Here is a 15,219-nt window from a genome sequence, read left to right on the forward strand (position 1 = left end):
TGCAGGCCGGCGGGGTCAGTCCTCCAGGTAGGTGTAGCCCGCCAGGCCGTGGTCCAGTTCCGCCAGGATGCGTTCCCGTTGCGGCGGGTCCAGGGGGGCGTCGGCCACCTTGCGGCGGTAGGCCCCGGCCAGGAGTTCGGTGTCGTAGTGCACGTAGCGCAGGAGTTCGGCCACGGTGTCCCCCTGCTCCGGCTCCACCACCTCGTAGTCCCCGTCCCCCTTGAGCACCACGTTGATGGCGTCGGTGTCGCCGAAGAGGTTATGCAGGTCCCCCAGGATCTCCTGGTAGGCCCCCACCATGAAGATGCCGATGAGGTAGTCCTCCCCCGGGCGCAGTTCATGCAGCGGCAGGCTGGGGGCGGTGGTCTCGCCGTCCACGTAGCGGTCCACGTGGCCGTCGGAGTCGCAGGTGAGATCCTGCAGCACGCCGCGGCGGGTGGGGCGCTCGTTGAGGCGGTGCAGGGGCATGATGGGGAAGATCTGGTCGATGGCCCAGACGTCGGGGATGGACTGGAACACGGAGAAGTTGCAGAAGTACTTGTCCGAGAGCTTCTCGTTGAGGTCGTCGCCGATGTCCCGGGGCAGGCGGTCCGCCTGGGTGGACAGCAGCTGGCGGCAGGTGGCGAAGTAGATCTGCTCCGCCAGGGCCCGGTGCTCCAGGTCCAGCAGGCCGTGGGTGAACATGGAGCGCACCTCCCCCAGCCAGTCCAGCATGTTGTGGAACACCTCGGTGGGGGCGGTTTCGCCGATGCGCTCGAACAGCTGCCACATGTCCAGCAGCACCGCCGGGGCGTCCTCCTCCGGGGGCTGGATGTCCGCCGCCACGGGGGCGCGCTCGGTGTCGATGACGTTGGTGATGAGCACGGCGTGGTGGGCGGTCATGGCGCGGCCGGATTCGGTGAATACCTCCGGGTGGGGCAGGTCGAACTCGCGGCAGGTATTGGCCAGGATGCGCACGACGCTGTTGGCGTAGTCCTGCAGGCTGTAGTTCACCGAGCACAGGTTGCGTGAGCGGGTGCCCTCGTAGTCCACCCCCAGGCCGCCGCCCACGTCCACCACGCCGATGGGGGCGCCGTGGCGGTGCAGTTCGGCGAAGAAGCGGCAGGCCTCGAACATCCCCGCCTGGATGTCGCGCACGTTGGCGATCTGCGAGCCCATGTGGAAGTGCAGCAGTTGCAGGCAGTCCAGCATGTCGTGCCGGCGCAACTGCTCCAGAAGGTGCAGGACCTGGGCCGCGGAGAGGCCGAACTTGGCCTTCTCGCCGCCGGTGTTCTGCCATTTGCCCTTGCCCACGGAGGCCAGGCGCATGCGCACGCCCAGGCAGGGGCGCACCCCCAGGTCCCGGGCCTCGCGCATGACCCCCGCCAGTTCCGAGGGTTTCTCGATGACGATGTACACCCGGTGACCCAGCAACTGGCCGATCATGGCCAGGCGCAGGTATTCCCGGTCCTTGTAGCCGTTGCAGACGATGACCCCGCCGGGGCGGGAGAGGGCCAGCACGGCCATGAGCTCCGGCTTGCTGCCCGCCTCCAGGCCCACCCGGTCGGCCCCGTGGGAGAGCACCCGCTCCACCACGCTGCGTTGCTGGTTCACCTTGATGGGGTAGAGGGCGGTGTAATGGCCCTGGAATTCCGACTCCTGAAAGGCCGCCTCGAAGGCCCGGGTGAGGCGGTCCACCCGGTCGGTGAGGATGTCGGGGAAGCGCACCAGCACCGGCACGTCGATGTTCAGGGGTTTGACCCGCTGGATGAGGTCGTGCAGATCCACCCCGGGATGATCGCCGTGGGTGGGCGGGCGCATGAGGACGCGGCCCTGATCGTTGACGTGAAAGTAGCCGCCGTTCCAGTGGTCGATGTTGTAGGTGCGGCGGGCGGAATCCGTGTTCCAGTCGTTCATGGGGGTCTCACTCCGGGTGCGGCGCCCATGATACCCGCGAGGGAGAAGCCAAGGCCATGCCGTGGCGCCTTCTGCGCGTCGCCCCGAGGTCTCCCCGCCCGGGGGGATTTTGAGGATTGTCGAAATGGGCGCGACCGCCGACAATGGGGGTTCATTCATCACGGGGAAAATAACGATGTGGAAAGGGATCCTGGCCGGCGTGATGCTGGCGGTGGTGCAGCCGGTATGGGCCGCGGATCTGGTGGATGCCACCGATCCGCAGCAGGTCATGAACCTGGCCCGGGGCTATGGCTCCGCCAACCTGAGCACGGACGGGGTGGGAGACCCCATGATCACGGGGCGCATGGACGGGACGCGCTATTCCATCATGTTCTACGGCTGCTCGGACAACCGTAACTGCAAGACCATCCGCTTCAGCAGTGCCTGGGCGACGGACGGCCAGTACACCCTGGAGGATATGAATGCCTGGAACGAGGGCTATCGTTTCGGCAAGGCCTATCTGGACGACGAGGGGGATCCGGTGCTGGAGATGAACGTGAATCTGCGCTATGGCGTGAGCCGGCGCAATCTGGATGACACCATCGACTGGTGGCGCGTGGCCCTGGGCCAGTTCAAGAGCGAGGTCCTGGGCCAATAGCGCCCTTGGGTGCGGCCCCGCCGGCGGGGCCCGCCGCGCCTTCAGCTTGCGGCGCGGGACTTGCGGGCGGGGCCGCGGCTCGTGGATATTCACCGGACAAGGTGCGAAGGGACTCACATTTCCGCAGTTTCCTGCCGGGAACACGAACTTTCCCGCCCCGTATGGGTCATTCTCAGTAAGCGTCCCGGATGGGGCGCTTCCCGCTTAACCCCCTGAGCGGGATGCTCTGACTCCCCCAAGTCGAGCCCAAGACTGGCCCCGGTGCCGCCCCCGCGGTCCGGGGCCTTTTTTTGGTGCGCGGATCCAGCCCCGGTGATACCCGAGTCCTGCGGTGAACTTTGCCCCGGGGATTGGGTCTTATCAATAAGCGCTGCAGCCCGGCGCTTCCCGCTTTCCTCCCTGAGCGGGATGGCTCGAGCCCCCAATCGAGCCGCGTTCTGCCCCGGGACACGGCCATCCCCCCGATGGTCCCCGGGGTTTTTTTTGGGCGCAGCAGCACCGCGGCTCACCCTCCGCCCCGGGGCGCCTCGCCCAGGAACCAGGCGTCTAGCACCGAGCGGGCGTCGTCCACACCCTGCCCCTTGAGGGCGGAGAAGGGCTGCACCGTGGCCTCCACGTCCGCCTCCCCCAGTGCCCGCGCCACCCGCTGCACCGTGTTCAGGGCGGGGCCCCGCTTGAGTTTGTCCGCCTTGGTGAGCAGTACGTGCAGGGGCAGGGCACGCTCCTGGGTCCAGCCCACCATCTGCCAGTCGTGCTCTGTCAGCGGATGACGGATGTCCATGACCAGGATCAGCCCCGAAAGGCTCTGCCTCCTGCCCAGATAGGCCGCCATGGTTTCCCCCCAGCGCCGCCGCACGGCCTCGGGCACCTTGGCGTAGCCATAGCCGGGCAGGTCCACCAGGCGGTGGTCCCCGTCCAGGGAGAAGAAGTTGATGAGCTGGGTGCGCCCCGGGGTCTTGCTCGTGCGGGCCAGCCCCTTATGGCGGCATAAAGTATTGATTGCACTGGATTTGCCCGCGTTGGAGCGGCCGGCGAAGGCCACCTCCCGTCCCGCCTCCGGGGGCAGGTCCTTGAACTGGGCGGCACTGGTGAAAAAGGCGGCCCGGGTGTAGTCCGGGGGGATGGTTTCTTGGTTCATGCAGGGGCTCGTGCAAGGGGAAGGGTCCAACCCCGCCGTTTTTGCGGCAATGGGTTCAGTATGCTATACAATGCGGTCATTTTAAGGCGGCGCCCGCCGTGCGTCCGATCACCACAGGTTAGCAAACCCGAAGGGCATACCGTTTCAGGTTCAGGAGTGCATTCAATGAAGAAACTTGTCGTCATCGCCGCCGCAACGCTGGCCGTTTCCCTTTCGGCCTCCCTGCATGCCGCCGAGCCCGGTGATCCGGAACGTGGTCGTGCACTGTCCTCCCCCTGCGTGGCCTGTCACCAGGCGGACGGGAACAGCGTCAACCCCGAGTGGCCCAAGATCGCTGGCCAGCACGAGGACTACCTGTTCAAGCAGCTGATGGACTACAAATGGGGGCGCCGCAGCCACCCGCTGATGAACGCCCAGGTGGCGGATCTGACGGAGCAGAACATGCGTGACCTGGCCGCCTATTTCGCCTCCCAGGAGACGGCCCCGGGCCGTCCCAGCGGCGACGAGCAGACCCTGGCCCTGGGCAAGAAGGTCTACTTCGGCGGCAACCTGCAGACCGGCGTGGCCGCCTGCGTGGCCTGCCATGGTCCCAACGGCAAGGGGAATCCGGCAGCCCTGTTCCCCTCCGTGGCGGCGCAGCATGCCACCTACAGTCTGGATCAGTTGCACCAGTTCCATGACGAGGTGCGCCACAACGATCCCAGCCGCATGATGCGCGATGTGGCCGGCCGCATGACCGAAAAGGAGATGGAGGCCGTGACCCAGTACATGGAGAGCCTGGATCCCCGGTGATCCAGGATCCCCAGGATGTAGCCAGGGGTGACTTCGGTCACCCCGTTTTTTTCCGGTGCACCCTTGCGGCATAGGACCCCTTTGGCTGAACTCATGGCGCCGAACGGGTCAAAGGGGCATTACCCGGAAACCCCTTCATGACCCTATGAGCCGTATGTCCAGCGATGTCCCGGCGGCCCCCCGCCCGTCCCGATGGTCCGTCCTCATCGGCTTCCTGGGTTCGATGCATCTCGCCATCGCCCTGCTGCTGACCCTGGCCCTGGCCGCTGCCCTGGGCACGGTCCTGCCCCAAAATCAGCCCTCCCAGACCTATCTCATGCAATTCGGGCCCTTCTGGTATGAGGTGTTCGATGCCCTGGGGCTGTACGGCGTCTATACGGCGAGTTGGTTCCTGCTCATCCTGGCCTTCCTCGTGGTCTCCACCACGGTTTGCGTCTATCGCAGTACCCCCATGATGTGGCGGGACATGCGCGGCTTTCGCCTGGATATCCGGGAAAAGTCCCTGGAGCGCTTTGCTCACAAGGAGTCGCGGCCATGCCACCCCGAGGCGCCCGATACGGTGATGCAACGGGCACAGGCGGTGTTGCGGGACCGGGGCTACCGCCTGCGCCGGCGCCAGGATGCCGACGGCCGCGAGGTGCTCTCGGCCATGCGCGGCGGCGGCAATCGCCTGGGCTATTTCTTCACCCATCTGGCCATTGTCGTCATCTGCATCGGAGGGCTCATCGATGGGCGCGTACCCCTCATGGCGGCCCAGCTGCTGGGGGGGCTGGAGCCTGAGACGCGGCAGATCCCCGCCTCGCAGGTGCCGCCAAAGAGCCGCGTGGAGCCATCCAATCCCTCCTTCCGGGGCAGCGTGGAGATCCCCGAGGGGCGCAGCGCCGACGTGGTCTTCCTGGACCTGGGGGATGGCTATGTGGTGCAGGAACTGCCCTTTGCCATCGAGGTGAAGGACTTCCGCGTGCAGCGCTACGAAAACGGCCAGGAGCGTTCCTACGAGTCCGACGTGGTGATCCACGACGACACCCTGGAGGCCCCCATGGAGCACACGGTGAGCGTGAACCACCCCCTGGTGCACCGGGGCTACGCCATCTACCAGTCCAGCTACCGGGATGCCGGGTCCCTGCTGATGCTGGATATGTACCTGCTGGGCCATAGTGCCGAGGAACCCCGCCGCGTGACGGTGCGGGTGCATGGCCGCTACGAGCAGTCCCTCAGCGACGGCAGCGTCTACACCCTGGAATTTCTGAACTTCCGTGAAACCAACCTCTCCCGCGAGCTGGACGAGGAGGGCGGCGAGCGGGTGCATGACATGGGCCCGAGCATGGAATACGCCTTGCACGGTCCCGACGGCGAGACCCGCTACTACCATCAGCTCATGGAGCCCGTAGAACGGGACGGGCGCCGCTATCTCATCAGCGGGGTACGCGCCGGCACCGGCGAGCCCTTCCGCTATCTCTACATCCCCGTGGACCCGGACGGCGAGGGGATCGACCGTTTCATGGCCCTGGTGGCCCGGCTGCACGACCGCCAGGTGGTGGAGTCCGTGGTGGATGAGGTGGCCGGAGAGGCTGCCAAACAGTTCAGTGGGGAGGACGACCGCGTGCCCCGGGAGGTGGTGCGCAACACCATGATCCGGCTCATGGAGCTGTTCGCGGCGGGGGGGTATGACGCCGTCATCGGCGAGATCCGCCAGCGCGTGCCCGAGCCCCAGTGGGACCGGCTCACGGATGTCTTCGGGCGGGTGCTCAACGAGACCCTGCGGGCCCTTTACCTGAGGGTGCTGGAGGCGGAAGGGATCGCGGAGATGCGCGGGGACGACGCCGCCTGGCTGGACGATGCCCTCACCGCCCTGGATGCCCTGCCGCGCTACGGCTCGCCCCTGTTCGTGCGCCTGCGGGACTATCAGCTGCACCAGGCCGCCGGACTCATGGTGACCAAGGCCCCGGGGCAGAAGGTGGTGTATTTCGGCAGCCTCATGCTCATCATCGGCGTCTTTCTCATGCTCTACGTGAGCCACCGCCGCTGCTGGCTGGTGGTGCAACCCCGCGGGGACGGAGGCAGCCGCCTGCTCTTCGCTGGCACGGCGAACCGGAATATGCTGGAATTCGACCATGAATTCGCCGCCCTGAGCCGCGATCTCCTGCAGGAGACGTCCGCCGGCGGGGAGAACGGGACCGGGGGGCGGCAAGCCCGATGATCCGTGTCCATCCTGCGTGCACACTCCACGGGAGGTAAGGCCCATGTCCGTCCCCCATGATACCCTCGCGGTCCGCCGACCCGGTTTGCTGCGGCGATTGTCCCTGGCCGACTGGCTCTGGGCGGTGCTGGTGCTGCTCTCCGGCGGCGTCACCCTGGCGCTGTTCGGCGATTGGATGAACATCTACCAGATCCTCACCCTGGTGGTGCACGTGGGGGTGGTCATATGGCTGGGGTGGTACTGGCGGGCCTTTCGCCCGTTCGCCCTGTCGGTGGCCCTCATGAGCCTGTTGGGGGTGCTGGCCTACGGCGATGATCTCGCCAACGCCGAGTCCAATTTCTTCCTGGAATACCTGCTCTCGGGGCAGTCCGCGGTGATGTGGATGTGCGCCCTGCTGTTCATGTCCACCGCCGCCTATATGGCCCACATGTTCCGCCGCGGCGAGGGCGGCGAGGGGCTGTCCGCCAGCCTGGCGGTGGGGGGAGGTACCGCCGTGGTGGGGGCCGGGCTGCTGTGGCTGGGCAGCGCCGGCATCGTCCCGGGGATGCAGTGGGTGGCCCCCCTGTTTCTGATCATCGCCACCGGCGCCCTGGCCGGCCCCCTGGTGCGCACGGAGTTCACCGCTCATGTGGGGGGCGCCCTGGCCTGGGCCGCCGCCGCCTTCGGCCTTTCGGGCCTGTTCGTGCGTTGGCGTGAGACCTACCTGCACGATCCCACCTGGGGCTATATCCCGGTGAGCAATCTGTGGGAGGTCTTCGTCCTCTTCTGCATCATCACCGTGCTCATGTACCTCTACTACGAGGGCCGCACCCGTAACCGCGGCATGGGGGCCTTCGTGTTGCTGCTGGTGAGCGCGGCGGTGGCCTTCCTGCTCTACTACACCCTGGACCAGCAGGCCCACCAGGTGCAGCCCCTGGTGCCCGCCCTGCAGAGCTGGTGGATGAAGGTGCACGTGCCCGCCAACTTCATCGGCTACGGCGGCTTTGCCATCGCCGCCATGCTGGGTATCGCCTACATCCTGCGGGACTGGGGCGAGCGCCGCCGTCCGGGCGGCCTGCTGGCGCGGCGTCTGCCCGGGCGCCAGCTGCTGGATGACACCATGTACAAGTCCGTGGCCGTGGGCTTTGCCTTCTTCACCATCGCCACGGTGCTGGGGGCCATGTGGGCGGCGGAGGCCTGGGGCGGGTATTGGTCCTGGGACCCGAAGGAGGTCTGGGCCCTGATCGTCTGGCTCAACTACGCCGCCTGGCTGCACATGCGCTTCACCAAGGGCTGGCGCGGCACGCCCATGGCCTGGTGGTCGGTGATCGGCCTGTTCCTCACCACCTTCGCCTTCGTGGGGGTGAACATGTTTCTGGGTGGCCTGCACTCCTACGGTGAGCTCTGAACATGGCGGGGGCGCGGGTTGACCGTCTGCGGGCGAGTCTGCCGCCATCCCCGGGGCGCCGGTGGCCCATGGCGCCCTTGGGCACCCCCATGGATCTGGACATGGGGCCCAGCACCCCGCCGGTGGAGGGGCAGTGCCTGCGCATCCTCAGTTACAACGTGCAGGTGGGCATCGCCGCCGCCCATTTCCATCACTACCTCACCAACAGTTGGAAGCATTTCCTGCCCTACGGCGGGCGGCTGGGCAACCTGGACAGCATCGCCCGTTTCATCGCCGGGTTTGACCTGGTGGGGCTGCAGGAACTGGATGCCGGCAGCCTGCGCAGCCATTTCATCAACCTGGCGGAGTACCTCTCCGAGCGCAGCCGTCTGCCCTACTGGTACAGCCAGACCAACCGCAACCTGGGGAGCTTCGCCAAGCACAGCCTGGGGCTCCTGTCCCGCTATCAGCCCCACTCCGTGGTGGAGCACCGCCTGCCGGGGCGCATCCCCGGACGCGGCGCCCTGGAGGCCCATTTCGGCGCTGCCCGGGGGGAGGACTCCCTGGTGATCCTGCTGGTGCACCTCTCCCTGGGGCGGCAGTCGCGCATGCGCCAGTTGCAGTACCTGGGGGAGGTGCTGCGGGAGTACGAGCACGTGGTGGTGATGGGGGATCTCAACACCCCCGCCCATTCCCAGGAACTGCGCCGGCTGGTGCGCCATACTCGTCTGCAGCAGCCCCTGGACGGGGCCAAGACCTACCCCAGTTGGCGCCCCATGCATGCCTTCGACCATATCCTGGTGACACCGGGGCTGGGGCTGCGGGGGGTGCATGTCTATAACCTGAACTATTCGGATCACCTGCCCGTGGGGGTGGAACTGGTGGTGCCGGACACGGTGCGGCTCGCCCACTGCCCGCAAGCGGCGGGTCGGGCCGCCTCCACCCTGCTTTCGTAACGCCGGGAGGGACAGGATGCAGCGCCGCAGGCCCGACATGAATCGCAATGCCGTGCCCGTGATCTTCGGGGAGGTCCTGTTCGATCGTTTCGGGGATCAGGCCGTCCTCGGGGGTGCCCCCTTCAATGTGGCCTGGAACCTGCGGGGGCTGGGCCGTGACCCCCACTTCATCGGCGCCGTGGGGGCTGATGAGCTGGGTGCGCGGGTGCGCGGGGCCATGGCCCGATGGGGCCTGGGGGACGCAGGGCTGCAGGAGGACCCGCAGCATCCCACCGGCCAGGTGCGGGTGACCCTGGAGGCGGGCAGCCCCCGCTACGAGATCCTGCCGGACCAGGCCTATGACCACATCGACCCAAAGGCGGCCCTGGCCTCGGTGCCGGAGCGCCCCGGGGTTCTGTATCACGGCAGCCTGGCCCTGCGCGGGGAGCGCTCCCGGGCGGCCCTGGAGGCCCTGGCGCAGGCCCTGGAGGCGCCGGTGTTCCTGGATGTGAACCTGCGGGCCCCCTGGTGGCAGCGGGAACAGGTGCAGGACTGGATGGCCCGGGCCACCTGGGTGAAGCTCAATCAGGAGGAACTGGCCGCCCTGGCGCCGGTGGAGCAGGAGGACCTGGACGTGCAGGCGCGCATGACCCTGGCCCGCTTCGACCTGGATGCCCTCATCGTCACCCGCGCAGAGGCAGGGGCCATGGTGCTCACCCGGGAGGGGGCGGTGCATGCCCTGCAGGCCCCGCCGGTGGAGGCGTTGGCGGATACGGTGGGGGCGGGGGACGCCTTCAGCGCCGTGGCCCTGGCGGGGCTCATGGCGGGCTGGGGCTGGGACCTGATCCTGGAGCGGGCCTCCCTCTTCGCCTCGCGGGTGTGCACCCTGCAGGGGGCCACCACGGAGGAGCCGGGGTTCTACGCAGAGGCCATGGGCGCCTGGGAGGGATAGAGGGGCTTGTGGCTGCGGGCGGGGGGATCCCCCGCCCGGACGTTTTGGGTCCTTGGCCGCTGAACGGGGCCGGACCCGGCGGGGGCGTTGCCCCGGTGGGATCCGCCCCCGACCCGGGCGCGGCGCCTCAGGGGCGCCAGCCCAGGGACTCGGCCTTGCGGCGGGCCAGACGTGGGATGTCCTGGGCCACGAACTGGTGGTGCAGTACCTGCACCCCGATCATGTGGTTGATCACCGCGTCCAGCTGCACCTGCGTGGAGGCGGTGGTGTCCTTGGCCTGGTGCAGGTCGAACAGGGCCTTCACCCCGGCCGGGTCCAGCAGGCCGGCCTCGGCCACCGCGTCGTCGGACAGGTACTGGTCCGCCAGGGCGCGCATGGCCGCCCACTTCTTCGGGTCGGTGTGGGCCGGGGGCGCCATGAAGGCGAACTTCTCCCGCTCGTAGAGCACCCGGGGCAGCAGGCCCTTCATGGCCTCGCGCAGGACGTACTTCTCGGTGCGGCCATTGATGCGCATGGACGGGGGCAGGTGCACCGCCTCCTCCGCCAGGTGGTGGTCCAGAAACGGTGGCCGCGCCTCCATGGAGTTGGCCATGTCCACCCGATCCCCACCCCAGGTGAGGATCTGCCCCTCCAGCATGGTCTTGATCCACACGTACTGGGCCTTGTCCAGGGGGTGGCGCCCTTCCAGCATGTCCGCGTCCAGGGCCTCGGCGATGGCGCGCCCCGGCTCGTAGCCCTGCACCTGTTCGCGCAGGTGCGGGGCCATCAGGCCCGGGGCGTGCTCGGCGCTGGCCAGCCAGGGCTGCAGGCAGGAGGGGGTGAAGCCCACCAGGGCGTCCAGGGCCGGGTCGTGGAGTTCGTTCTCCGCCAGCATGGCCCCCTGGAAGAGCTGGTTGCTCTCGGACAGGAGCTGCTCCCAGCTGGCCCGCTCCGCCGCGGAGAGGGTGTCCAGGCCGTGCAGGAACATGTCGCGGCGGAAGGAGGGATAGCCGGCGAAGAGCTCGTCCGAGCCCTCGCCGGTGACCACCACCCGGTAGCCGGCCTGGTTCACGTGCCGGCTCATGAGCAGCTTGGCCACCCCCAGGGTGTTGTAGATGGTGCGCTCGGCGTGCCAGAGGGTCTCCACCAGGTTGTCGTAGAGGTGGTCGGCGCTCAGGGTCATGATGTCCTGGTCGGCCCCCACGCTCTCGGCCATCTCCCGGGCGATGGCGGTCTCGTCGTAGTCGTCGTTGTCAAAGCCGATGGTAAAGGCCTTCACCGGCGACTGCTGGGTGGCGGCGGACAGGCCCAGGGTGATGCAGGAGTCGATGCCGCCGGAGAGGTAGCAGGCCACGGGCACGTCCGCCTCCAGGCGCAGCTGCACCGCCTCGGTGAGCTTCTCCCGCACCCCCTCGATGTAGTGCTGTTCGTCCTTCTCCGGGCCGCGTTCGGACTGCAGCGGGAAGTCCATGTCCCAGTAGCGTTCGTCGCGGATCTCCAGCTTGCCGTGGCGGCGGGAGATGCTGACCACGTGTCCGGGCTTGACCTGGTGGATGCCCTCGAAGGCGGTCTGCCCGGGGACCATGGTCTGCATGAGCTGGTGGTACAGGCCCCGGGCCTCGAAGCGGCGGGGCACCTCGGGATGGGCGAACAGCACCTTGAGCTCGGAACCGAACACCACGCGGCCGTTCACCTCGGTCCAGTATAGGGGTTTCACCCCGAAGCGGTCGCGGATGAGCATGAGCCGGTCGTGCTGGCGATCAAAGAGGGCGATGGCGAACTCACCCCGCAGGTAGGGGAGCATGTCCTCCAGGCCGAAGCGCTCGTAGAGGTGCAGCACCATCTCGGAGTCGCTCTTGGTGCGGAACTTGGCGCCGCGGGAGGTGAGGTCCGTGCGAATGCGCTTGTAGTCGTAGAGCTCGCCGTTCACCGCCAGCATGAGATGGCCGTCGGGGGTGACAAACGGCTGGCGGCCGCGGTTCTCGTCCAGATCGATGATGGTGAGCCGGGCGTGGGAGAAGCCCACGCCGCGGTCGTCCTGGGTCTTGTAGCCAAAGCCGTCCGGGCCGCGGTGGTGCTGGATGGCGGCCATGGCCACCAGGGTCTCGGGGTCGACGGGTTGGCTGGGATCGGCGTGGAAGACGCCGGCGATGCCGCACATAGGGGTTCTCCTCGGGGGATTCGGGTTCGGGGTCGGGGCGTTGGGGTTCAGGGGGTGTCCATGACCTCGCTGACCCGCCGCACCATGCAGGTGAGCAGGGCCATGCGCACGAACACGGCGCCCCGGGCCTGGGCGAAGTACCAGTTGTGGGGGGTGGGGTCCAGGTCGGTGGACAGCTCCTCCCCCCGGGCCAGGGGGTGCAGGATGATGGATCCGGGCTTCAGGGGGGACTGGGTGGAGAGCTTGAGATCGGTGCCCAGTTCCTCGTAGCCGTCCCCCACCCAGGCGATGGCGTTGATGTAGATCACGTCCAGCCCCGGCAGCTCGCTGTCCAGGTCCCGGGCCACCCGCAGGCGCAGGCCGGCGGACTCCAGCTCCTCCCGCTGGTCGGGATCGAAGGGGCTGTCCTCGTCGGTGAACAGCACCACCTCGTCCACGGCCTCGGGGAAGCGGGCCAGCAGCAGCAGCAGGCTGCGCACGGTGCGCATGCGGTTGGGCACGCCGATGATGCCCACGCGGATGCGCTGGTCCGCCGGCAGATCCTGGTCCAGCAGGTCGGGGCGCCACTTGAAGATGGTGTACAGGTCCGCCAGGGCCTGGGTGGGGTGTTCGTCGATGCCGTTGCCGGCGTTGACGATGGGGATGCGCAGGCTGTCCAGCATGTCGTAGACGGCGCGGTCCTCGTTGTTGCGCAGGACGATGACATCGCCGTAGTTGTTGAACATCTCGGCGATGTCCTGGATGGACTCCCCCTTGGCCATGCCGGTGCTCTTGGGGTCGGTGATGGACATGATGTCCCCCCCGAGGCGGTGCCAGGCGCTCTCGAAGGAGAGCCGGGTGCGGGTGCTGGGCTCGTAGAAGGCGCTGATGAGGATCTTGCCCTGCAGCGGCAGGTGCATCAGCGCCGGGGTGCTCTCGTACTGGGCCGAGAGGCGGAAGAGCTGTTCCAGCGTGGCGCGGTCGAACTGGCGCGCGGATACCACGTGGCGACTGGCCAGGGCCAGCAGGGGCCCGGCCTGTTCGGGGATGCTGTCGGCCAGGGCCCGGGGGCGCTCGATGCCGGCGGTGCCGTCCTTGGGGCGGAGCGGCTTGTGGAGCGGGGAGTCGTCGACCATGGGTTGTGCCTCTTCGCTGTAAGGTGAAATCCTTGCCGGGGCGGGGGCGGCCCGGGTTACTCCGGGACTTCCTCCACCTTGGACAGCTCCGCCAGGGCCTGTTCGGTGGTCATCACCCGGGCGTAGCGGTCCTTCATGGTGAGCAGGGTGGCCCGTTGCAGCTCCGGCGTCACGGTGGCGCAGCCGTCCTCGATGAGGGTGACATAAAACCCCAGGTCGCAGGCGTCGCGGATGGCGGTGGAGACGCATTCGTTGCTGTAGACGCCGACGATGAACAGGGCCGTGACCCCCAGGTTGCGCAGCACGTATTCCAGGTTGGTGGCGGTGAACACGCCGCTGGCGGTCTTGTTGATGACGATCTCATCGTCCTGGGGGGCGACGATCTCCAGGAATTCCGCCTCCTTGGAGCCGGGGGCGGCGTGCAGCCCCAGGCGCTTGTGCCCCGGCCCGCGGTCGCGCCCGTCCTGGGTGAGGGACTGGATGCGGGTGTGGATCACCTCCAGGCCCTGGGCGCGAAAGGCGTCCTGCAGGCGCCGCACGTTGGGCAGCACCACGCTGTCCAGGCGCTCGAAGTAGTAGTCCTGGGCCTCCACCGGCAGGCCGGAGCGCTCGGCATCGGCGAACACCCCCCAGCCCCGGGCGGCGTCCAGGTACTGCAGGTCGATGCACAGCAGGGCGGCGTGGTGGGTGCCCAGGGCCCGGGTGAGGGCCCGGTTGGTGATCAGGGTGCCGCGGTATTGCTCCCGCAGGGGGTCGACGCTGTCGAAGCGCTTGTCGCGGTTCGGGCTCATTGAAGTGCCTCCTGGCCGTCCGCCGCCAGGGACAGCACGGCCTGTAACATGAGATTGGCCCCGCGCTCGATGTCCTCCCAGTTGGTCCACTCCGCCGAGGAGTGGCTGCGCCCCTCCAGGCTGGGCACGAAGATCATCCCCGTGCGGGTGATGGTGGCCATGATCTGGGCATCATGGGCGGCGCCGCTGGGCAGGCGCAGGTGCTTCAGGTCCAGGGCTTGGGCCTTGTCGCTGAGCAGCTGCACCAGGCCGGGATCACAGCGCTGGGGCGGGATCTCCGACAGCACCTGGAACTCGAACATCAACTGCCGGCGGCGGGCCATGGCCGAGAGGGTGCGGCGGAAGGCGTCGGCCAGGTTGGCCAGGGTGTCCGGGTCCGTGTCGCGCACGTCCAGGGAGAAGCCGGTGTAGCCGGGGACGGTGTTGGCCGCCCCGGGGCGCAGCTCCACGCGGCCGATGGTGGCGCGGCTGTGGGGGCTGCCGTGTTCCTCCAGGATGCGCTCGATCTCGCCGGCGAACTCCGCCAGGCCCTGGAAGCTGTCCACGCGCATGTCCATGGGGGTGGTGCCGGCGTGGTTGGTCTGCCCCCGCAGCTGCACGTCCCACTTGAACAGCCCGGTGATGGCCTCCACCACGCCGACGCTGAAATCGCCCCGGTCCAGCACCGGGCCCTGCTCGATATGCAGTTCCAGGTAGGCGTGGATGGAGTCCTTGGGGCGCCGGGCGAAGAGGGCGGCATTGGCGTCCAGGCCCCAGGAGGCCATGGCCTCGGCCAGGGTCACCCCCTCCAGGTCCCGGGCCTCATGGATCATGGCGGGGGTGAGCTGCCCTGCCACCGCCTGGGAACCGAACAGGCCGCCGAAGCGGCCCTCCTCGTCGGTGAAGTCCACCACCTCCAGGGGGTGGCGCAGGGGGACCCCGGCCTCCTTCACCGTGCGCAGCACCTCCAGGCCCACCAGCACCCCCAGGGCCCCGTCCAGGGGCCCGCCGGCGGGTACCGTGTCCAGATGGGAGCCCATGAGCACGCTGGGGCGTTCGCCGTCCCAGTCCAGGCGGCCGTGGAGGTTGGCGGCGCCGTCCTCGTAGAACTCCAGCCCCGCCTCCAGGATGCGCTCCCGGAACCAGCGCCGCCCCGCCAGATCCCCCTCGGTGAAGGCCATGCGGTGGATGCCCCGGTCGGCATCGCGGCCGATGGCCGAGAGGGCCTCGATGTCGCGTTGCAGCCGGGGGAAATCGATGCGGATGGGGCTCATGGGT

The 15,219-nt window shown here is 68.2% G+C and carries 12 protein-coding genes; 6 read left to right on the top strand and 6 right to left on the bottom strand.

Annotation, left to right across the window (positions count from 1 at the left end; all coding sequences use genetic code 11):
- Positions 1 to 15: 15 nt before the first annotated feature.
- On the bottom strand, positions 16 to 1,896 hold the full coding sequence (gene speA / locus BM214_RS06675) for a biosynthetic arginine decarboxylase (protein ID WP_090484771.1): 1,881 nt from the start codon (positions 1,894 to 1,896) through the stop codon (positions 16 to 18).
- A 175-nt stretch (positions 1,897 to 2,071) separates the two neighbouring features.
- Here speA and BM214_RS06680 point away from each other — a divergent pair, with 175 nt between their 5' ends.
- Positions 2,072 to 2,533 (top strand): YbjN domain-containing protein, encoded by a 462-nt coding sequence (locus BM214_RS06680; protein ID WP_090484773.1) that lies wholly within the window; start codon positions 2,072 to 2,074, stop codon positions 2,531 to 2,533.
- A 505-nt stretch (positions 2,534 to 3,038) separates the two neighbouring features.
- Here the strand turns inward: BM214_RS06680 and yihA are convergent.
- Entirely contained in the window at positions 3,039 to 3,671 is a 633-nt protein-coding gene (gene yihA, locus BM214_RS06685) for a ribosome biogenesis GTP-binding protein YihA/YsxC (protein ID WP_425319159.1), read from the bottom strand.
- A gap of 165 nt (positions 3,672 to 3,836) precedes the next feature.
- On the opposite strand from yihA, the gene BM214_RS06690 reads away from it, so the two are divergent.
- The 5 genes from BM214_RS06690 (at position 3,837) to BM214_RS06710 (ending at position 9,916) form a co-directional block, all read left to right on the top strand.
- A complete protein-coding gene (locus BM214_RS06690) occupies positions 3,837 to 4,463 on the top strand; it encodes a c-type cytochrome (protein WP_090484775.1) in 627 nt (208 codons plus the stop codon).
- Between the two features lie 154 nt (positions 4,464 to 4,617).
- Positions 4,618 to 6,663, top strand: a complete 2,046-nt coding sequence (locus tag BM214_RS06695; RefSeq protein WP_244887878.1) for a cytochrome c biogenesis protein ResB — start codon at positions 4,618 to 4,620, stop codon at positions 6,661 to 6,663.
- 43 nt (positions 6,664 to 6,706) lie between these two features.
- Positions 6,707 to 8,050, top strand: a complete 1,344-nt coding sequence (ccsB, locus tag BM214_RS06700) for a c-type cytochrome biogenesis protein CcsB (RefSeq protein WP_090484780.1) — start codon at positions 6,707 to 6,709, stop codon at positions 8,048 to 8,050.
- A 68-nt stretch (positions 8,051 to 8,118) separates the two neighbouring features.
- Positions 8,119 to 8,985: an endonuclease/exonuclease/phosphatase family protein gene (locus BM214_RS06705; RefSeq protein WP_090484782.1), complete on the top strand. Its 867-nt coding sequence runs from the start codon at positions 8,119 to 8,121 to the stop codon at positions 8,983 to 8,985.
- Between the two features lie 37 nt (positions 8,986 to 9,022).
- Positions 9,023 to 9,916 carry a carbohydrate kinase family protein gene (locus tag BM214_RS06710; RefSeq protein ID WP_090484784.1) on the top strand — a complete coding sequence of 298 codons (894 nt, stop codon included), beginning with the start codon at positions 9,023 to 9,025 and terminating at the stop codon, positions 9,914 to 9,916.
- A gap of 127 nt (positions 9,917 to 10,043) precedes the next feature.
- Here BM214_RS06710 and asnB read toward each other — a convergent pair whose 3' ends face one another.
- Genes asnB through BM214_RS06730 form a run of 4 tightly spaced genes read right to left on the bottom strand, consistent with a single transcriptional unit; the run spans position 10,044 to position 15,215 of the window.
- Positions 10,044 to 12,056 (bottom strand): asparagine synthase (glutamine-hydrolyzing), encoded by a 2,013-nt coding sequence (asnB, locus tag BM214_RS06715; protein ID WP_090484786.1) that lies wholly within the window; start codon positions 12,054 to 12,056, stop codon positions 10,044 to 10,046.
- 47 nt (positions 12,057 to 12,103) lie between these two features.
- Complete coding sequence (locus BM214_RS06720; protein WP_090484788.1) at positions 12,104 to 13,171, bottom strand: aspartate/ornithine carbamoyltransferase family protein; 1,068 nt, start codon at positions 13,169 to 13,171, stop codon at positions 12,104 to 12,106.
- A 56-nt stretch (positions 13,172 to 13,227) separates the two neighbouring features.
- The gene (locus tag BM214_RS06725; RefSeq protein ID WP_090484790.1) at positions 13,228 to 13,962 is read right to left on the bottom strand and encodes a cysteine hydrolase family protein; all 735 of its coding nucleotides are present in this window, start codon (positions 13,960 to 13,962) and stop codon (positions 13,228 to 13,230) included.
- On the bottom strand, positions 13,959 to 15,215 hold the full coding sequence (locus tag BM214_RS06730) for a Zn-dependent hydrolase (protein ID WP_090484792.1): 1,257 nt from the start codon (positions 15,213 to 15,215) through the stop codon (positions 13,959 to 13,961). The genes BM214_RS06725 and BM214_RS06730 overlap by 4 nt, the downstream gene beginning before the upstream one ends.
- Between the last annotated feature and the right edge of the window lie 4 nt (positions 15,216 to 15,219).

The organism is Ectothiorhodospira mobilis, assembly GCF_900114895.1.
GTDB lineage: Bacteria > Pseudomonadota > Gammaproteobacteria > Ectothiorhodospirales > Ectothiorhodospiraceae > Ectothiorhodospira > Ectothiorhodospira mobilis_A.